The 19522-nt window shown below is 57.7% G+C and carries 21 protein-coding genes; 16 read left to right on the plus strand and 5 right to left on the minus strand.

Going from position 1 to position 19522, the window contains the following annotated elements; genetic code table 11:
* Positions 1-5 precede the first annotated feature (5 nt).
* On the minus strand, positions 6-530 hold the full coding sequence (locus tag ACZYSM_RS13850; RefSeq protein ID WP_489072048.1) for a DUF2059 domain-containing protein: 525 nt from the start codon (positions 528-530) through the stop codon (positions 6-8).
* 192 nt (positions 531-722) lie between these two features.
* Between ACZYSM_RS13850 and ACZYSM_RS13855 the strand changes: the two genes are divergently transcribed.
* Positions 723-2117: a class II fumarate hydratase gene (locus tag ACZYSM_RS13855; protein WP_489072049.1), complete on the plus strand. Its 1395-nt coding sequence runs from the start codon at positions 723-725 to the stop codon at positions 2115-2117.
* A 170-nt stretch (positions 2118-2287) separates the two neighbouring features.
* On the opposite strand, the gene prmB is transcribed toward ACZYSM_RS13855, so the two are convergent.
* A complete protein-coding gene (gene prmB / locus ACZYSM_RS13860) occupies positions 2288-3196 on the minus strand; it encodes a 50S ribosomal protein L3 N(5)-glutamine methyltransferase (RefSeq protein ID WP_489072050.1) in 909 nt (302 codons plus the stop codon).
* 238 nt (positions 3197-3434) lie between these two features.
* On the opposite strand from prmB, the gene ACZYSM_RS13865 reads away from it, so the two are divergent.
* The 5 genes from ACZYSM_RS13865 to ACZYSM_RS13885 all read left to right on the plus strand — a co-directional run bounded on the left by ACZYSM_RS13865 (position 3435) and on the right by ACZYSM_RS13885 (position 6207).
* On the plus strand, positions 3435-4025 hold the full coding sequence (locus ACZYSM_RS13865; protein ID WP_489072051.1) for a cysteine hydrolase family protein: 591 nt from the start codon (positions 3435-3437) through the stop codon (positions 4023-4025).
* A 131-nt stretch (positions 4026-4156) separates the two neighbouring features.
* Complete coding sequence (locus tag ACZYSM_RS13870) at positions 4157-4477, plus strand: hypothetical protein (protein ID WP_489072052.1); 321 nt, start codon at positions 4157-4159, stop codon at positions 4475-4477.
* A gap of 76 nt (positions 4478-4553) precedes the next feature.
* A complete protein-coding gene (locus ACZYSM_RS13875; protein WP_489072054.1) occupies positions 4554-5111 on the plus strand; it encodes a Smr/MutS family protein in 558 nt (185 codons plus the stop codon).
* Between the two features lie 77 nt (positions 5112-5188).
* Positions 5189-5734: a GTP cyclohydrolase I FolE gene (gene folE / locus ACZYSM_RS13880; RefSeq protein WP_419118919.1), complete on the plus strand. Its 546-nt coding sequence runs from the start codon at positions 5189-5191 to the stop codon at positions 5732-5734.
* A 101-nt stretch (positions 5735-5835) separates the two neighbouring features.
* Positions 5836-6207, plus strand: coding sequence for a glutathione S-transferase N-terminal domain-containing protein (locus ACZYSM_RS13885; protein ID WP_489072056.1), 372 nt, complete (start codon positions 5836-5838; stop codon positions 6205-6207).
* Positions 6208-6377: 170 nt separating this feature from the next.
* On the opposite strand, the gene ACZYSM_RS13890 is transcribed toward ACZYSM_RS13885, so the two are convergent.
* Both ACZYSM_RS13890 and ACZYSM_RS13895 read right to left on the minus strand, forming a co-directional pair.
* Positions 6378-6980, minus strand: coding sequence for a glutathione S-transferase family protein (locus ACZYSM_RS13890; protein ID WP_489072057.1), 603 nt, complete (start codon positions 6978-6980; stop codon positions 6378-6380).
* Between the two features lie 11 nt (positions 6981-6991).
* Positions 6992-8158 (minus strand): aminotransferase-like domain-containing protein, encoded by a 1167-nt coding sequence (locus tag ACZYSM_RS13895; RefSeq protein ID WP_489072058.1) that lies wholly within the window; start codon positions 8156-8158, stop codon positions 6992-6994.
* Between the two features lie 81 nt (positions 8159-8239).
* On the opposite strand from ACZYSM_RS13895, the gene ACZYSM_RS13900 reads away from it, so the two are divergent.
* The 3 genes from ACZYSM_RS13900 (at position 8240) to ACZYSM_RS13910 (ending at position 11104) form a co-directional block, all read left to right on the plus strand.
* On the plus strand, positions 8240-8680 hold the full coding sequence (locus tag ACZYSM_RS13900; RefSeq protein ID WP_489072059.1) for a MarR family transcriptional regulator: 441 nt from the start codon (positions 8240-8242) through the stop codon (positions 8678-8680).
* Positions 8681-9063: 383 nt separating this feature from the next.
* On the plus strand, positions 9064-10413 hold the full coding sequence (locus ACZYSM_RS13905; RefSeq protein WP_489072060.1) for an NCS2 family permease: 1350 nt from the start codon (positions 9064-9066) through the stop codon (positions 10411-10413).
* A 64-nt stretch (positions 10414-10477) separates the two neighbouring features.
* A complete protein-coding gene (locus ACZYSM_RS13910; RefSeq protein ID WP_489072061.1) occupies positions 10478-11104 on the plus strand; it encodes a LysE family translocator in 627 nt (208 codons plus the stop codon).
* A 218-nt stretch (positions 11105-11322) separates the two neighbouring features.
* Here ACZYSM_RS13910 and uraH read toward each other — a convergent pair whose 3' ends face one another.
* On the minus strand, positions 11323-11676 hold the full coding sequence (uraH, locus tag ACZYSM_RS13915; protein ID WP_489072062.1) for a hydroxyisourate hydrolase: 354 nt from the start codon (positions 11674-11676) through the stop codon (positions 11323-11325).
* A 432-nt stretch (positions 11677-12108) separates the two neighbouring features.
* Between uraH and puuE the strand changes: the two genes are divergently transcribed.
* The 7 genes from puuE (at position 12109) to ACZYSM_RS13950 (ending at position 19520) form a co-directional block, all read left to right on the plus strand.
* Positions 12109-13038: an allantoinase PuuE gene (gene puuE / locus ACZYSM_RS13920; protein WP_489072063.1), complete on the plus strand. Its 930-nt coding sequence runs from the start codon at positions 12109-12111 to the stop codon at positions 13036-13038.
* The gene (gene uraD, locus ACZYSM_RS13925) at positions 13035-13550 is read left to right on the plus strand and encodes a 2-oxo-4-hydroxy-4-carboxy-5-ureidoimidazoline decarboxylase (RefSeq protein WP_489072064.1); all 516 of its coding nucleotides are present in this window, start codon (positions 13035-13037) and stop codon (positions 13548-13550) included. The genes puuE and uraD overlap by 4 nt, the downstream gene beginning before the upstream one ends.
* A 90-nt stretch (positions 13551-13640) precedes the next feature.
* Positions 13641-14636 (plus strand): allantoicase, encoded by a 996-nt coding sequence (gene alc / locus ACZYSM_RS13930; RefSeq protein WP_489072065.1) that lies wholly within the window; start codon positions 13641-13643, stop codon positions 14634-14636.
* A 144-nt stretch (positions 14637-14780) separates the two neighbouring features.
* Entirely contained in the window at positions 14781-15284 is a 504-nt protein-coding gene (locus ACZYSM_RS13935) for an ureidoglycolate lyase (RefSeq protein WP_489072066.1), read from the plus strand.
* A 50-nt stretch (positions 15285-15334) separates the two neighbouring features.
* Entirely contained in the window at positions 15335-16651 is a 1317-nt protein-coding gene (locus ACZYSM_RS13940; RefSeq protein WP_489072067.1) for a urate hydroxylase PuuD, read from the plus strand.
* A gap of 138 nt (positions 16652-16789) precedes the next feature.
* Complete coding sequence (locus tag ACZYSM_RS13945) at positions 16790-18148, plus strand: nucleobase:cation symporter-2 family protein (protein WP_489072068.1); 1359 nt, start codon at positions 16790-16792, stop codon at positions 18146-18148.
* 586 nt (positions 18149-18734) lie between these two features.
* Entirely contained in the window at positions 18735-19520 is a 786-nt protein-coding gene (locus ACZYSM_RS13950; RefSeq protein WP_489072069.1) for an outer membrane protein OmpK, read from the plus strand.
* Positions 19521-19522 lie beyond the last annotated feature (2 nt).

Consider the following 19522-nt stretch of genomic DNA (forward strand, 5'->3'; position numbering starts at 1 on the left):
TCCGCTTAAGGCTTTTTCTTGGCCGGTGCTGCGGCGGCTTTTGGCTCAAGCTCGGCGGTCATGTCAGCCAGCAGCTTGTTGACTACAGGTACCGCACTTTCCAGTTTGGCCTGAGTCATCTGAGCCGATTGCTGAGTCAGCTGCGGCATTTTTTCCAGAACCTTCTTGCCCAGCGGCGACTGGTAGAACGCTACCAGGTCCTTGAGTTCGGATTCGCTGAAGTTGGTGGTGTAGAGCTTAACCATGTCTGGCTTGAGTTTATTCCAACCAATAGCTTGGTCCAGAGCGGCGTTGGCCTTGGCCTGATAGGTTTCCAGCAGGGCTCTTTTCGACTCAGGGGCTTTGGTTTGTTCAAAGCGCTGGGCGAACATTTGTTGAACTTGCATGTACACCGGGGTACCGAGCTTGTCGGCGTGTGCCAGAGTCAGGAAGGCTTCGGCACTGGCGTTGTGGCTGGCGGTATCGGCAAGAACCTGGCCGCTGGCGCAAACCAGAACAACCGCGGTACAGATGGCACGAAGACGAGTCATCAAGTTTCCTTTTCTAGCTGGCGAGGTAAAACCCCAAGGGCGACCATTCTGCACCTAAAAAACTCTGTCACTCAACCCCAAGCCTTACCACGCCTGATTTGCAGGGGTCGAACGGTAGAAAAAGCGACTGATGGAACCCTAGAGGCTGATCACGGCCTAAACTGCCAAATCAGACTAACAGGAGTGTGACCGATGAGCCGTATCGAAACCGACAGCCTTGGCCAGGTTGACGTCCCGGATGAAGCCTACTGGGGCGCTCAGACGCAACGCTCGCTGATCAACTTTGCCATCGGCAACGAACGCATGCCAATCGCGGTACTGCACGCACTGGCACTGATCAAGAAAGCCGCTGCACGGGTCAACGATCGCAACGGTGACCTGCCCGCCGATATCGCCCGCCTGATCGAACAGGCTGCCGACGAAGTGCTCGACGGCGATCACGACGCCCAATTCCCGCTGGTGGTCTGGCAGACCGGCAGTGGCACCCAGAGCAATATGAACGTCAACGAAGTGATCGCCGGACGCGCCAATGAACTGGCCGGCAATCCGCGTGGCGGCAAAAACCCGGTGCACCCCAACGATCACGTCAACCGTTCACAGAGCTCCAACGACTGTTTCCCCACCGCGATGCACATCGCTACCGTTCAGGCGGTGCAGCATCATCTACTGCCAGCAATCAACGAACTGTCCGATGGTTTGGCGGAGCTGTCTGCGCGACACATGAAGCTGGTCAAGACCGGCCGTACGCACATGATGGACGCGACGCCAATCACTTTTGGCCAGGAGCTCTCGGCGTTTGTAGCACAACTCGATTACGCCGATCAGGCGATTCGAAACGCCCTGCCAGCGGTCTGCGAGCTTGCCCAGGGCGGCACCGCCGTGGGTACCGGGCTTAATTCACCGCACGGTTTTGGCGAAGCAATGGCCGCCGAACTGGCTGCCCTCTCCGGCCTGCCGTTTGTCACCGCGCCAAACAAGTTCGCGGCGCTGGCCGGCCATGAGCCGCTGACCACGTTGTCCGGTGCGCTGAAAACCCTTGCTGTGACCTTGATGAAAATCGCCAATGACCTGCGCTTGCTGGGCTCTGGCCCACGAGCCGGTTTTGCAGAAGTGAAACTGCCTGCCAACGAACCTGGCAGCTCGATCATGCCCGGCAAAGTCAATCCGACCCAGTGCGAAGCGCTGTCGATGCTCGCCTGCCAAGTAATGGGCAACGACGTTGCCATTGGATTCGCCGCCAGCCAGGGTCACCTGCAATTGAACGTGTTCAAACCGGTGATCATCCATAACTTGCTGCAATCGATCCGCCTGCTGGGCGATGGGTGCAGCAACTTCCAGCAGCATTGCATCGCCGGGCTGGAACCTGATCCGGTGCAAATGGCAGCCCATCTGGAGCGCGGTTTGATGTTGGTGACGGCGCTGAACCCGCATATCGGTTACGACAAGTCGGCCGAAATCGCCAAGAAAGCCTATGCCGAAGGTCTGACCCTGCGCGAGGCCGCGCTGCAACTGGGCTATCTGACGGATGAACAATTCGATGCCTGGGTCAGGCCGGAGAATATGTTGGAGGCGGGTAAGCAGGGCTGAATTGTGACGAGGGGCTCTTGTAGGAGCGAGCTTGCTCGCGATAGACGTTAACGATAACGCGTGTTTTCTGAATAAACGCGTCGCCCGTGAGTCAATCGCGAGCAAGCTCGCTCCTACAATTTCCTTAGCTTTGTGAAAATGGGCTTGCCCGCAAAACCCTTTCTACTTTCTCAAACCCGTGAAGCAAACAACGCCTGATGCTGACGGCACTGCTCGGCGGTAAGCATGAACACGCCATGACCGCCGCGTTCAAAGTCCAGCCAGGCGAAATCAACTTCCGGGTACAACGCCTCGACATGCACTTGGCTGTTGCCGACTTCGACGATCAGCAAACCTTTTTCGGTCAGGTGATTCGCCGCTTCGCTGAGCATGCGTCGCACCAGGTTCAAGCCGTCATCACCGCACGCCAGGCCCAGCTCTGGCTCATGCTGATATTCATCCGGCATGTCTGCGAAATCTTCCGCATCGACGTACGGCGGGTTGGAGACGATCAGGTCGAAGCGTTGGCCTGGCAGACCATCAAAGCCATCCCCCTGAACGGTGTACACGCGCTCGTCGACACCGTGACGCTCGATGTTCTGATTGGCGACCTCAAGCGCTTCGAACGACAGATCGGCCAGCACCACCTCTGCGTTCTGGAACTCATAAGCGCAGGCGATGCCAATGCAACCGGAACCGGTGCACAGGTCAAGAATGCGTGCAGGCTCGGCACCCAACCACGGTTCAAAACGCTTTTCGATCAGCTCACCGATCGGTGAACGCGGAATCAATACGCGCTCGTCGACGATGAACGACATGCCGCAAAACCATGCCTCCCCCAGCAGGTAAGCCGTCGGGATTCGCTCCTCGATACGGCGCTTGATCAGGCGTTGCAGTTTGACCAGTTCGTCTTCTTCCAGGCGGCAGTCGAGGTAGCTGTCGGCGATTTCCCAAGGCAGATGCAACGCGCCGAGCACCAATTGACGGGCTTCATCCCAGGCGTTGTCAGTCCCATGGCCGAAAAACAAATCCTCCCCATGAAAACGGCTGACGGCCCAACGGATGTGGTCGCGCAAAGTGCGCAGGCGGGAAGTGATCACGGGGGCAAACTCCTGAAAAAACGACTGACGATTCTAACAGCCAAAACGTCCCCCGACGACGCATGAAAAACACCGGCCCGAGATAGGAGTTATCCGTTTTCCAACCTTTTGGTTGAACGCAACGGGCCTCTTGACACGGCTGTAGGCCAGCAACCACGCACCTTACGTTGGTAGCGATTCACAGAAGCGCTCAGCCAGAGGACAATGTCGCAAAAGCCCCACCCGAAGGAGCCCCAGAATGTCCGTTCCAAAGACGATGTTTCAACTCAGCGGCCGTGGTTATGCACCGGCCAATTTGAGCCATGCCAGCCTGGTCATCATCGACGCTCAAAAAGAGTACCTCAGCGGCCCGTTGGCTCTGACCGGCATGGATGCAGCCGTTGGAAACATCAAGCAATTAATTGCCGCAGCCCGCGCTGCCAGCCGGCCGATTGTGCATGTGCGCCATCTCGGCACTGTGGGTGGTCTGTTCGACCCTCAGGGCGAGCGCGGAGAGTTCATCCCGGGCCTGGAACCACAAGGTGACGAGACCATCGTCGGCAAGCTGCTGCCGAGTGCCTTCCACGGCACTGAACTGGAAAAGCGTCTGCAGGACCTCGGCTCACTGGACTTGATCGTCTGCGGTTTCATGAGCCACTCCAGTGTCAGCACCACAGTGCGCGCGGCTAAGAACCTCGGCTTTCGCTGCACCTTGGTGGAAGATGCCTGCGCGACCCGCGATCTGCCGTACAAAGGCGGGATCCTTAGCGCAGAACATGTGCAGCAGACCGAGATGGCCATCATGGCCGACAACTTTGCCACCCTTGCGCAGACCAAAGATCTGATTTGATTGACCTTCAATGAGCGGCCCATCCAGCCGCTCATCCGCAAAAGTCTCCCATTCACGGCAATTGCCTTAGCCTCAGGAACAACACGGACATCTCCCGGTCGAAGGGCCGATACCCATTGAGGAAGGTCGGAATGAAGATATCCGATGGATTTGACGCTCGCCGCTTGCGCCCCAAGGGCCCAAGTAACTGGCGTTATCGCCTGGGCGCAGCCTTTTCGGCAGTGCTGGCGATGTTCGGCGTGTTGCTGGCGATGGCCGGCGCCGCCAGCTTGTTGGGCCACCCACCCGCACTTGGCGAACTGAATGCCAGCCCGACCGGTTCGGCGGTGACGCTGGTGATGGGTCTGTTGCTGCTGTACGTCGGTGTCTCGTTATGGCGTCGCTGCCGTCGCCGCCGGCGCCAGTCCCACGGGCTGAACATAGCGCCGCACCTGATGAAAAAAAATGACTGAGTGCAGGGCGGTGGCGTTTTGTCATGCCCGATCTGTCTCGACTTGGGTAAACTAGCCGCCCTTCGCGGAGGCTGACATGCAAGACGACGATTTTTCCCTGTTCAAAAGCGAGATCCGCGGCGTCAAGCCGATCAAACATGATCGCGCCGAGACGGGCAAACCCAAGGCCGACCGCGCGCAAATCGCCAAGCTTCGCCAGGCGGCGACCGTGCGCACTGATGCGACCACTGTTGATGGTCTGTCCGATCAGTTCGTCATCGATGTCGGCCCGGAAGACGAGTTGATGTGGGCCCGTGACGGCGTTCAGGAAAGCCAGATGCGTAAGCTGAAGGTGGGCCAGATTCCTTTTGAAGGAAGCCTAGATCTGCACGGCATGAGCGTGGAAAAGGCTCGGGAAACCCTCTGGGCCTTTCTCGCTGAAGCGACCAAATTTGAAATCCGCTGCGTGCGCGTCACCCATGGCAAGGCTGTACGGCTGGACGGCAAGCGGCCGATGATCAAGAGTCACGTTAACACCTGGTTGCGCCAGCATTCACAAGTGCTCGGTTTCACCTCCTGCCAGCCGAAACACGGCGGTGCCGGAGCGGTTTACGTGATGCTCAAACGCACCATGATGGACGGTCGTGACGAATAAAGCCGTTTCGCCAGGCTTGCAGCGCCGTGTCCGCCACCGTACCCTTGTTCTTTGCGTAAAATCCCACAGGTAGTTTCATGTCCCTGGAACAGAATTACACCGCGATTCTTGGCCAGCTTGGCGAAGACGTCTCCCGCGAAGGCCTGCTCGACACGCCAAAGCGTGCCGCCAAAGCCATGCAGTACCTTTGCCGCGGTTATGAACAAACGCTCGAAGAAGTCACCAACGGTGCCTTGTTCAGCTCCGATAACAGCGAAATGGTGCTGGTCAAGGACATCGAGCTCTACTCGCTGTGCGAACACCATCTGCTACCTTTCATCGGCAAGGCGCATGTTGCGTATATCCCTAACGGCAAGGTGCTTGGCCTGTCGAAAGTCGCGCGGATCGTCGATATGTACGCCCGCCGCCTGCAGATCCAGGAGAACCTCAGCCGACAGATCGCCGAGGCGGTCCAGGAAGTGACCGGCGCGCTGGGCGTTGCGGTGGTTATCGAGGCCAAACACATGTGCATGATGATGCGCGGTGTGGAGAAACAGAATTCGTCGATGATTACGTCGGTGATGCTCGGCGAGTTCCGCGAAAACGCGGCGACCCGCAGCGAGTTTCTCAGCTTGATCAAGTAACACGTGGTTCAAAAGAAACCGGCGTTTATCGCCGGTTTTTTTTCGTCCTGCAAAAATCAGGTAAGCTGCCGCCCCTTCTTCTCGCCTATGAGGCTTTTGCCGTGTTGATTAAAGCGCTTCGAGTCGGCCTGGGCCAACTCATTATCTGCATCGACTTCATCACCCGTCCACGCAAGCAGCAACGCCCTGGCGCCGCTCAGGCTCAGGTCGAGCAGGCCGCCAAGGGCCTGACCCTGTATCAATTCCACGCCTGCCCGTTCTGCGTGAAGACCCGCCGTACCCTGCGTCGCTTGAATGTGCCGGTGACCCTGCGTGATGCGAAAAACAACGAGCAGGATCGCCAGACCCTGCTGGAACAAGGTGGCAAGATCAAAGTGCCATGCCTGCGCATTGAAGAAAACGGCCAGACCACCTGGATGTATGAGTCCAAGGTGATCATCGATTATCTGGATAAGCGGTTTGCGGCAGCCTGAGCAACGTGTGTAGTTCTCACTGACGCCATCGCGAGCAAGCTCGCTCCCACAGGTATTATGGTGCTCTTGTGGGAGCCGGGCTTGCTCGCGATGAGGCCGGCACAGGCAACAAATATTCCAGACAAAATTAAACCGGCTCATTGGCCGGTTTAATTGTTTTTGCATTCAGCTCAATCAAGCATTCCGACATGCCGCGAATGGCTCGCCACACGTTGCAACCATGCCTGAATCCCCGGATAACGACTCAGGTCAAAGCCACCTTCATGCGCGACGTGGGTGTAGGCATACAACGCGATATCAGCGATCGAGTATTGTTCGCCCACCAGATACGGGGTGCGGCAGAGCTGATGTTCCATTACGTCCAACGCTTTGTAACCGCGCGTTTGCAGCTTTTCATACTCGTGTCGGCGGTCTTCCGGTAGGCCCAGATAGAGCTGGATAAACCGCGCTACCGCAATATACGGCTCGTGGCTGTACTGCTCGAAGAACTGCCATTGCAGGACTTGAGTGCGCAACCGCGGTTCGCTCGGCAGGAATTCACTACCGTCCGCCAGAAAGTTCAGGATCGCGTTCGACTCCCACAAGCAGGTGCCATCCTCTAACTCCAGCACCGGAATCTTGCCGTTGGGATTTTTCTCCAAAAACTCGGCGGTCTGGGTGTCGCCCTTCAAAATGTCCACCGCCTGCCACTGGTACTCAAGGCCCAGCAGATTGAGCATCAGCTTGATCTTGTAGCAGTTGCCCGAACGGTAATCGCCATAAACGGTGTACATAGCCCCTCCCCTTAAGCTGCCTGTGCAGCGTGTGCTTGACGTACGACGGCCGCCAGCCGCGTGAGGCCTTCGTGCAGGCGCGCTGGATCAATGTGGCTGAAGTTCAACCGCAGGTGACCCGGATTGCGATCCGGGTCGGAAAAGAACGGCTCACCCGGCATGAACGCCACGTCCTGCTCAAGTGCAGGCTTGAGCAAGGTGCGGGTGTCCAGCGGTTGTTTCAAGGTCAGCCAGAAAAACAACCCGCCTTGGGGCACCTGCCAATCGGCCAGATCGGCGAAGTGTTCTTCAAGCGCCGCTTGAAAGACATCGCGACGAATCCGGTAGAAATCGCGCAGTTCAGTGAGGTGGTTGCGAAATTTCTCGGTGCCGATCCACTGCATCGCTTGCCACTGACCGACGCGATTGGTGTGCAAGTCGGCCGACTGTTTCAGGCGCAGCAGATGCGGAAACAGGTCGGGACTGGCGATCAGATAACCGACCCGCAGACCGGGTAGTAAGGTCTTGGACACCGTGCCTGTGTAAATCCAGCTAGCCTTTTTCAAGCGGCTGACGATTGGCGTTGCGCTGCCACCATCGAAAGTCAGCTCGCGATAAGGCTCGTCTTCGATCAGGGTCACGCCGAACTCGTCCAGCAATGCCGCCACCGCGTCGCGCTTGGCCTCGCTGTAACGTACCGCCGAGGGGTTCTGAAAGGTCGGAATCAGGTAAATGAACGCTGGATGGTGTTTTTCCAGACGGGCGCGCATCTCCACAAGATCCGGGCCGTCGACTTCCAGCGGGACCGTAATGCAGTCCGCACCGAACAACTGAAAAATTTGCAGTGCCGCCAGGTAGGTCGGCGCTTCGAGCATGATCTCGGTGCCTTTGTCGATGTACAGCTTGGCGGCCAGATCGAGGGTCTGCTGGGATCCGCTGACCACCAATACCTGACTGGCCTCGCACGGCACACCCAAGGCACGAGCCTCGGCGGCGAGTATTTCACGCAATGCCGGCTCGCCTTCGCTCATGCCATATTGGCCCATGGCTACTGGCATGTCGGTCCATTCGATTTTGGGTAGCATCGCTTCGGCCGGCAGGCCGCCGGCAAACGACATCACTTCGGGACGCTGAGCCGCAGCGAGGATTTCACGAATCAAAGAACTTTTAAGGCGCGAGACACGTTCGGAAAAAGCCATGGTGGTCACCGTAGCGAGGCTTGAGGAAAATAAGTCAAACTGGTTGACCGAAATTACGATGACAGATGCAGATACGTCAATATGCTTGACCTTAAAAACCAAATCACTCAACAAGCCGCCATGGAAGCCTTTTTCTTCGGTTACCAGGCATTCACCGCCAAGGCCGACGAGATGCTCGCGCGCCGTGGCTTGAGCCGGGTGCATCAGCGCATCGTATTTTTTATCGCCCGCTATCCCGGTCTCAGCGTGAAAGAACTGCTGACGGTGCTCGGGGTGAGCAAGCAGGCGTTGAACATTCCACTGCGTCAGTTGGTGGAAATGCATTTGGTGAACAGCGTTGCGCCGCAGACAGACAAGCGTAAGCGTCTGCTGGAGCTGACCGCTGAGGGCGCGCGCTTCGAACAGTCGCTGCGGCGTGAACAGGTGAAGTTGTTGCAACGGGTATTTGCCGAAGCCGGCGAGACGGCGGTGAATGGCTGGCTCGCGGTGAATCAGGCGCTGGGGGAAAACCGCCAAAGCTGAAGGACGCGCTTTCGTAGCAGCTGGCGAAGCCTGCCTTCGGTCTGGGCCGCATTCGGACGCAGCGGTCGTAAAACCTGCCACCGCGATTTTCCAGTATGACCGCGTTAGCCGGATTGCGACCGCTGCGCGGCCGAACGTAGCCTTCGGCAACTGCTACGGGACTTGCCCCGTCGCCCTATATATCCTTCCTTTCATCATTTTCGCACACAATATCAAAAACATTATTTGCTTTTTTTGTATACAAAAGCATAATTCGCTTCGTGCGAGTTCCTGACCTTTTGGTCAACAAAAGCCCGCAAGCCTTACATGCCTCAAAGAGCCGCTGCCCACTCACACGTGTCCGGTTCTGGAAAAAACAATAAAACTCTTGAGGAGTACTCGCTGTGGAAAGCCGCAAATCCGACGCCCCTACGCTGGACCTTTCACCTCCGTTGAACAACGGCTGGCTGGAACGTCTCTTCAAACTCAGTTTGCACGGCACCACGGTGAAGACCGAGCTGATTGCCGGTCTGACAACCTTCATCACCATGGCTTACATCATCTTCGTCAACCCGAACATCATGGCTGACGCCGGGATCGACCATGGCGCCGCCTTCGTCGCGACCTGCATCGCCGCCGCTCTGGGTTGCCTGTTGATGGGCTTGTACGCCAACTGGCCGGTTGGCCTGGCACCGGGAATGGGGTTGAACGCCTTCTTCACCTACACCGTGGTCGGCACCATGGGCTACAACTGGGAAACCGCGCTGGGCGCGGTGTTCATTTCCGGTGTGCTGTTCATGATCCTGACCTTGTCGCGAGTGCGTGAGTGGCTGCTCAACAGCATTCCGGTGAGTTTGCGTTATGCCATGGGCGCCGGGGTTGGATTGTTTCTTGGCATCATCGGCTTGAAAACCTCCGGGATCATCGTCGCCAGTCCGGCCACATTGATCAAACTCGGCTCTCTGCGCGATCCCGGCCCGCTGCTGGCAGCGGTCTGTTTCCTGATGATTGCCGTACTCAGCTATCACCGAGTATTCGGCGCGATCCTGATCAGTATCATCAGCGTGACCGCGGCAGGTTGGGGCCTGGGGCTGGTGCAGTACAACGGGATCTTCTCCACCCCGCCGAGCCTGGCGCCGACCTGGATGGCCATGGACATCGCGGGCGTGTTCAACGTCAGCATGATCAGTGTGGTGCTGGCGTTCCTCTTTGTGCACATGTTCGACACCGCCGGCACTCTGATGGGCGTCGCGCAACGGGCTGGTCTGGTGAACGCTGACGGCAAGATCGAAAACCTCTCCCGCGCCCTTAAAGCCGACAGCGCCTCCAGCGTATTCGGGGCCATGGTCGGTGTTCCTCCAGTAACAAGCTATGTAGAAAGTGCTGCCGGTGTGGCTGCGGGTGGCCGTACCGGTCTGACGGCAGTCACGGTTGGCGTGCTGTTCATCGCCGCGATGTTTTTTGCGCCGCTAGCTGGCATGATCCCCGCCTATGCAACCGCAGGCGCGCTGATTTATGTAGCAATGCTGATGATGGCCGGCATGGCACACATCCACTGGGATGAAGCCACTGACAGCATTCCGGCGATTGTCACCATGATCATGATGCCGCTGACCTTCTCGGTCGCCGACGGTATCGCACTGGGCTTCATCACCTATGTCGTGCTGAAGGCCGGTACGGGTAAACACAAGGAAATTTCCGTCAGCCTATGGGTGCTGTGCGCGATCTTCATCGCCAAGTTTATTTTCTTGTAAGCAAAACACGCGCAACCCAGCCTCACCCCGCCGGGTGGGGCTTTTGCACATTTGGAGGAACGTGATGAGTCTGGAAACCTGGCTGCTGTTCAGCGGCGCTGCTCTGGTGGTGATTTTGATCCCGGGACCACTGTCTTTGTTGATGATCAGCAACAGTTTGAACTACGGATTACGCCGTTCTTATCCGGCGTTTCTTGGCGGGGTGATTGCCTCGATCTGCCTGCTGAGCGCCTCGGCATTGGGTCTTGGCGCCTTGCTGCTGGCCTCGGAACAGCTGTTCAGCGCGCTTAAAATCGTTGGTGCGTTGTACCTGTTCTACCTCGCCTTGCAGAGCTGGCAGCAATCACGGCAACCGGCCCACGCCACCGAGGTTCCGCAGGCCGCACCGGTTCCGCGCTTTCGCGCACTGTTTGGGCGCGCGTTTGTACTGGGTGCGAGTAATCCGAAAGACATCCTGTTCTTCGCCGCATTCCTGCCGCAGTTTCTCAGCGCCGAGCAGCCGTTTCTGCCTCAGCTACTGATCATGATCGCCACCTGGACCGTGCTTGATCTGCTCTGCAAGCTGGCCTACGGCCTTGGTGCCCATGGTGCAGCGCGGTATCTGCGAAGCGGCAAAGGCCAGAGCTGGTTCAACCGGATCAGCGCGGGGTTGTTCAGCGGGGCTGGGGCAGCTTCTCTGCTGAGCCGCTGAAGCTAAAAGCATCGTCGGAACGCCGCCCGGAGCAAGCCCGCTCCCACATTTGATCTTCAGTGCACACAGTATTTGTGTTCGACGACGATCCCCTGTGGGAGCGAGCCTGCTCGCGATGAGGCCCTCAGCAACACCACATTCCTCCAGACGAAAAAAAGCCCGCAGTGTGAGCGGGCGAAAGACCAAAGAAGCTATTTGCGCAGATTCGTGGGGGAGTCCTAGCTTCCTCTGTAGGTCGAATAGCTATAAGGCGAAATCAACAGGGGCACGTGGTAGTGATCCTGCTCGGCCGAGATGCCGAAGCGCAGCACCACCACATCCAGAAACGCCGGCTCAGGCAGTTGAACGCCCTTGGCGCGGTAGTAGTCGCCGGCATGAAACTGCAGTTGATAGACCCCGGAACGGTAGTCGTCACCTTGCAGCAGCGGTGTATCGCAGCGGCCATCGCTGTTGGTCTGCGCGCTGGCGACCAGCTCCAGCTGCGAGCCTTCAACCCGGTACAACTCAACCTTTATCGAGCTGCCAGGGCAACCGTGTGCGGCATCCAAAACGTGTGTAGTCAAACGTCCCATTGATTCTGCGCGCCTGTCCGCAATCAAGCAGCAAGGCCTCGCGCCTCCCGGAGTCAGTTAAAAAGGAGACCGCACCGTTTCGGAGCACGAAAAGGAGCGGCGAGCGACTGATTAAGACACTTTTCAAAAAAATTGTACACAATAAAATCACATATTTACCGTCACTCTTACCCGCGCAGAATTTGGCGTTAATTTACAGCTGCGCCTTTAGATTAGCCGACCCCCTATCTATTAGCTGATCAATCAGGCAGGTTTCTTGCAATACCATCGCAAGATGACAATCAGTGAAAATTGCACAAATTCAGGCTTACAAAGTGACAATAAAGTTGTATACAATCACTCCATCACAGTGACGCCAGCCTGTCATCTCATCGCCAGGCCGCCACGTACCCCTTGTCACGAACAAGACAACGAATCAGAAGGAAGACTGCAGTGAGCGCTGACTACCCACGCGACCTGATCGGTTACGGCAGTAACCCTCCTCACCCACACTGGCCGGGCAATGCCCGCATCGCCTTGTCATTCGTACTCAATTACGAGGAAGGTGGCGAACGCAACATCTTGCATGGCGACAAAGAGTCGGAAGCCTTCCTCTCGGAAATGGTTTCGGCGCAGCCGCTGCAGGGCGAGCGCAACATGAGCATGGAATCCCTGTACGAGTATGGCAGTCGTGCCGGCGTGTGGCGGATCCTCAAACTCTTCAAAGAATTCGACATTCCGCTGACCGTCTTCGCCGTGGCCATGGCCGCCCAGCGCCATCCGGACGTGATCCGCGCCATGGTTGAAGCCGGTCACGAGATCTGCAGCCACGGCTACCGCTGGATCGACTACCAGTACATGGACGAGGCGCTGGAACGCGAGCATATGCTCGAAGCGATCCGCATCCTCACCGAAATCAGCGGCGAGCGCCCGTTGGGCTGGTACACCGGCCGAACCGGGCCGAACACCCGTCGGCTGGTGATGGAAGAAGGCGGTTTCCTCTATGACTGCGATACCTACGACGACGACCTGCCCTACTGGGAACCGAACAACCCGACCGGCAAGCCGCATCTGGTGATCCCGTACACCCTCGACACCAACGACATGCGCTTCACCCAGGTGCAGGGTTTCAACAACGGCGACCAGTTTTTCCAGTACCTCAAAGACGCGTTCGACGTGCTCTACGCCGAAGGCGCCGAATCGCCGAAGATGCTCTCCATCGGTTTGCATTGCCGGCTGATCGGCCGTCCGGCGCGTCTGGCGGCCCTCAAACGCTTTATCGAATACGCTAAAGGTCACGAACAGGTCTGGTTCAGCCGCCGGGTTGACATCGCCCGCCACTGGCACGAAACCCATCCTTACCAAGGGGGGACCTCGAAATGAGCGCCTTTCAGACCCTCAAGCCATCGACCTTGAGCCGTGAGGCCTTCGTCGAAGCCTTCGCCGATATCTACGAACATTCGCCATGGGTTGCCGAGAAGGCCTACGACCTGGGCCAGGACGCGGGGATCGACCAGATCGAAACCCTGCACCAGCGCATGAGCGACATCCTGTTGAGTGCCGATCACGCCAGCCAGCTGGCACTGATCAACGCTCACCCGGACCTGGCCGGCAAAGCTGCCGTCCAGGGCCAGCTTACCGCAGCCAGCACTGGAGAACAGGCAGGCGCGGGTATTCACCAATGCACGGCCGAAGAGTTTTCTCGCTTCACCGAGCTGAACGAGGCCTACAAAGCCAAGTTCGCGTTCCCCTTCATCATGGCGGTAAAAGGCAGCGACCGGCATCAGATCCTCGCAGCGTTCAAAACGCGCATCCACAACCCGGTGAACACCGAGTTCAAATGCGCGCTGGCGGAGATTAATAAAATCGCGTTGTTCCGATTACTGACCCTATAGCGACCACGACCCCGGAAACCTTATGAACGCTGATGCTTCCCTGGGTCCTGCAAGCATCCCCAGCCACTTATTTCAAGGCAGACAAGAAGAATGAAAGCTTACGCCGTACCTTTCGAGAAGTTCGTCAACCTGGCCGACGCCCGCCTGGGCACCAAAATCATCTCGGTCACCGATGACTGGTTCGCTGACGCCAACCGCCTGTTCCAGCCCACCCCGGCTGTGTGGAAGGAGGGCGTTTTCGATGACAATGGCAAGTGGATGGACGGCTGGGAGTCGCGCCGCAAGCGCTTCGAAGGCTACGACAGCGCGGTGATCCGCCTGGGCGTGCCTGGCTCGATCAAAGGCGTGGACATCGACACTTCATTCTTTACCGGCAACTTCCCGCCGTCTGCCTCCCTGGAAGCCTGCTTCGTAACTTCCGGCGAACCGACTGAAAACACCCAGTGGGTTGAAGTACTGTCGGCTGTCGAGCTGCAAGGCAATAGCCATCACTTCCACGAGATCAATAACGATCAAGCGTTCAGCCACCTGCGTTTCAACATCTACCCGGATGGCGGCGTGGCACGTCTGCGCGTGTATGGCATTCCATTCCGCGACTGGTCAGCCGTCGCTGACAACGAACAAGTTGACCTGGCTGCAGCTCTGAACGGCGGTCGCGCCCTTGCCTGCTCCGACGAACACTTCGGTCGCATGAGCAACATCCTCAACCCGGGCCGTGGTATCAACATGGGCGACGGTTGGGAAACTGCCCGTCGTCGTACGCCAGGTAATGACTGGGTGATCGTCGCGCTGGGGCATGCCGGTGAAGTAGGGCAAGTGATCGTCGACACCCTGCACTTCAAGGGCAACTACCCAGACACCTGCTCGATCCAGGGCGCGTTCGTCAAGGGCGGTACCGACAGCCAGATCGAAACCCAATCGCTGTTCTGGCGCGAACTGCTGCCAGCCCAGAAGCTGGAAATGCACGCCGAGCACACCTTCGCCGAGCAGATCAAGGCCCTGGGCCCGATCACCCACATCCGCCTGAACGTATTCCCGGACGGTGGTGTGAGTCGTTTGCGTGTACTGGGCAAGGTCGCGAAGTAATGCTGAGCCTGTAGGAGCGAGCTTGCTCGCGATGGGGCCATACCGGACGACACATAAATTCCGGGATATCGCTATCGCGAGCAAGCTCGCTCCTACAAAAACGATGTAACGACGACAACGAATTTCAAAGATAAGAAGACCAGTATGCGCACATTGATGATTGAACCTTTGACCAAAGAAGCCTTCGCCCCTTTCGGTGACGTGATCGAAACCGATGGCAGCGATCACTTCATGATCAATAACGGTTCGACCATGCGCTTCCATCGTCTGGCCGAGGTTGAAACGGCCACGCCAGACGACAAGGCGATCATCAGCATCTTCCGCGCCGATGCGCAGGATATGCCGCTGACCGTTTGCATGCTGGAGCGCCATCCGCTGGGCAGCCAGGCTTTCATACCGCTGCTCGGCAACCCCTTTCTGATCGTGGTCGCGCCACTTGGCGATGAACCTGTATCAGGTTTGGTCCGCGCCTTCGTCACCAACGGCAGGCAGGGCATTAATTACCATCGCGGCGTTTGGCACCATCCGGTGCTGACGATCGAAAAGCGGGATGACTTCCTGGTGGTTGATCGCAGTGGCACAGGCAATAACTGCGATGAGCATTTTTTCAAAGAGGATGAGCGTTTGATCCTCGCCCCCCACCAATAAGAGAAGGTCTGATCACTCGACAACAGAGTGACAGGCGAGAGGTAAAGACTGTGGAAGCACATCTGATGGAATGGCTGAACCTGAGCGTACGCTGGGTTCACATGATCACTGGCGTCGCCTGGATCGGCGCTTCGTTCTACTTTGTCTGGCTGGAAAACAACCTCAACCGGGTCAACCCGAAAGAAGGTCTGGCTGGCGATTTGTGGGCGATCCACGGTGGCGGTATCTACCACCTGGAAAAATACAAACTGGCACCGCCGACCATGCCGGACAACCTGCACTGGTTCAAATGGGAAGCCTACTTCACCTGGATGTCGGGGATCGCGCTGTTGTGCGTGGTGTTCTACTCCAACCCGGCGTTGTACCTGCTGGCACCTGGCAGCGGTTTGAGTGGACCTGAAGGTGTCGCCCTCGGCATCGGTTCGTTGTTCGTCGGCTGGTTCGTCTATTCATTCCTGTGCGATTCGGCTCTGGGCAAACGCCCTGCCCTGCTCGGCCTGATCCTGTTCGTGCTGTTGATTGCCGCTGCGTTTGGCTTCAGCAAAGTGTTCAGCGGTCGCGGCGCATACCTGCATGTCGGCGCCATCATTGGCACGATCATGGTCGGTAACGTGTTCCGCATCATCATGCCGGCACAGCGCGCTCTGGTAGCCGCCATCGCCGAAAACCGCACGCCCGATCCAGCGCTGCCGGCCAAAGGTCTGTTGCGTTCGAGGCACAACAACTACTTCACCCTGCCGGTGCTGTTCATCATGATCAGCAACCACTTCCCGAGCACTTACGGCAGCCAATACAACTGGCTGATCCTGGCCGGGATCGCGGTACTCGCGGTGTTGGTGCGTCACTACTTCAACACCCGCCATGAAAGCCACAAGTTCGCCTGGACCCTGCCTGTCGCGGCATTGGGCATGATCTGCCTGGCTTACGTGACCGGCCCGGCACAGATGTCGAGCGCACCTGATGTGGCCAAGGCACCGGCGAAGATCGAGTACCAGCCGATTCCGGAAACCGCGATCAGTGGCGCCAAGCCTGAAGCGACTCCAGCAGCAGCCCCGGCAACACCTGCTGCTGCACCGGCGCAAGCGTCTACTGCCAAAGCCAGCGGCCCGGACTTCAACAAAGTTCACAGCGTGATTCAAGAACGCTGCGCGGTGTGCCATTCGGCTAAACCGACCAGCCCACTGTTCAGCGCAGCTCCCGCCGGTGTGATGTTCGATACCCCGCAGCAGATCCAGCAATTGGCACCGCGGATTCAGGCCCAGGCCGTCGCCTCTCAGATCATGCCGCTGGGCAACATCACACAGATGACCCAGCAGGAACGTGACCTGATCGGCGCCTGGATTGCCCAGGGAGCCCAGACCAATTAAGTAGTTGAAAGCATCGCAAGCAAGCTCGCTCCCACAAGGGGTCACTCAAACCTGTAGGAGCGAGCTTGCTCGCGATCAGCCGCGAAGCGGTTGCCTGATGCAAAAAATCACAAGAATAAAAAAGATCCGAGGTGTTGCATGTCCGAGCTATCCGAAGCGCGCATCCCCGACGCACCCGCCATTCAGCGCTTGCCCCTTCTGCAACTGATCCTGGTCGGTCTGCAACACGTTCTGCTGATGTACGGCGGGGCCATTGCGGTACCGCTGATCATCGGACAGGCCGCGGGCCTGAGTCGTGAAGAAATCGCCTTCCTGATCAACGCCGACCTGCTGGTTGCCGGGATTGCCACCGTGGTGCAATCGCTGGGCATCGGTCCGATGGGTATCCGCATGCCCGTGATGATGGGCGCCAGCTTCGCTGCGGTTGGCAGCATGGTGGCCATGGCCGGGATGCCAGGCATCGGTATGACCGGGATCTTCGGGTCGACCATCGCTGCTGGCTTCTTCGGCATGCTCATCGCGCCGTTCATGTCCAAGGTCGTGCGTTTCTTTCCGCCGCTGGTAACCGGCACCGTCATCACCTCGATCGGCTTGTCGCTATTTCCCGTCGCAGTGAACTGGGCGGGCGGTGGCAACAGCGCCACACAGTTCGGCTCACCGATCTACCTGACCATTGCAGCCTTGGTGCTGGCGACCATCCTGTTGATCAACCGCTTCATGCGCGGTTTCTGGGTAAACATCTCAGTACTGATCGGCATGGGTCTGGGCTACATCCTTTCCGGCATCATCGGCATGGTAGACCTCAGCGGCATCGCTCAGGCGCCATGGCTGAAAGTCGTCACCCCGCTGCACTTCGGCATGCCTGAGTTCCACCTGGCACCGATCCTTTCGATGTCCCTGGTGGTGGTGATCATCTTCGTCGAATCCACCGGCATGTTCCTCGCGCTGGGCAAGATCACCGGTCAGGAAGTCACCCCACGGATGCTACGTCGCGGTTTGCTGTGTGACGCTGGGGCCTCATTCTTGGCCGGTTTCTTCAACACCTTCACCCATTCTTCATTCGCTCAAAACATTGGCCTGGTACAGATGACTGGCGTGCGTTGCCGCTCGGTAACCATCGTCGCCGGTGGTTTGCTGGTCATCCTCAGCCTGCTGCCCAAAGCAGCGTTTCTGGTGGCCTCGATTCCGCCAGCAGTACTTGGCGGCGCGGCGATTGCGATGTTCGGCATGGTCGCCGCCACCGGCATCAAAATCCTCCAGGAAGCTGACATCGCTGACCGTCGCAACCAGTTGCTGGTGGCGGTGAGCATCGGCATGGGGTTGATCCCGGTGGTTCGTCCGGAGTTCTTCGCCCACTTGCCGTTGTGGATGGGCCCAATCACTCACAGCGGGATTGCCATGGCGACCATCAGCGCCCTCTCGTTGAACCTGCTGTTCAACATACTGGGCGGAGCTGAGCGAGCCTCAAGTAATGCTCGGCAAGCCCACCAGCACTGACCCTGACGGGGTGGCATGCATGCCGCCCTTGCTGTGTCAGCCGTTTTAGTCAACACCAGCAACACACGCATGACAGGCGAACCCGGCTGTAAGCCAGGTCGCAGTCAGCGGCTGCCTGCGCCTTAACAATAAAAACAATCAGGGAGCAACACGATGAAACGCACACACTCCAGCCTGCTGCTGAGCGGCGGACTGCTGATCAAGGCGCACGCCTGAGATGGCCCGCAACCGTACCCCTATGTTGTTACAGGTGCTCTGTTACGGGGCACTTGAGCCATGCTGCGCGAGCCAGTATTCTCCGCGGCCGCCCGAATCTGGTCTAAAAAAAACTCCAGATTTAAAACCTGACCAAAAAGCCAACTTATCCCGGCACTGGTTAGTACCAAGGCCTACCCAAATCAACTCTCAATCGACTGCTTTCAGGCAGCCGAACGGGAGTTTTTTTGTTTTTTTTTGCCTTGGCTCAGCTCTTGCGAACAGCAATAAAGCTGACCGACTGGATTATTTTTACAGCAACGAAAAAAGGCGCCACACCAGAGCGCCAATTTTAAAAAAACGTGGAATAACCTACTTTGGGAGCAACCGAATGAAACGTACGTGCACAAGCCTGATGCTTGCCGGATCCTTGTTGGCGGGGGGCCAGGCCATGGCCGGCGACCTGCTGCAGTGGCAGAACAACAGCCTGACTTATCTCTACGGCAAAGACTTTAAAATCAACCCGAGTATCCAGCAAACCGTGACCTTCGAGCACGCCGATGCCTGGAAATACGGGGACAACTTCCTGTTCATCGACAAGATCTTCTACAACGGCAAACCCGACGCCTACGTCGGCAATAACACTTACTACGGTGAGTTCAGCCCGCGTCTGTCATTCGGCAAGATCTTCGACCAGAAACTCGAATTCGGCCCGATCAAGGACGTCCTGCTGGCCATGACTTACGAGACCGGTGAAGGCGATGTCAACTCCTACCTGATCGGTCCGGGCTTCGACCTGGCCATTCCCGGTTTCGATTACTTCCAGCTGAACTTCTACAATCGCCACACCGACGACAAACGACCAGGTAACAACATCTGGCAGATCACTCCGGTATGGTCCTACACCATCCCGGTGGGCAGCTCCAGCGTGCTGATCGACGGTTACATGGACTGGGTGGTCGACAATGACAAGAACAGCCAAGGCACCTACCACGCCAACCTGCACTTCAACCCACAGATCAAATACGACTTGGGTAAAGCCTTGCACTGGGGCGAGAAGCAGCTGTACGTCGGTGTCGAGTACGATTACTGGAAGAACAAGTACGCCATTGAAGATACGCGAGAATTCACAACCAATCAGAGCGCCACGAGCTTGCTGGTGAAGTACCACTTCTGATT

The sequence above is a fragment of the Pseudomonas sp. F220 genome (assembly GCF_057813935.1).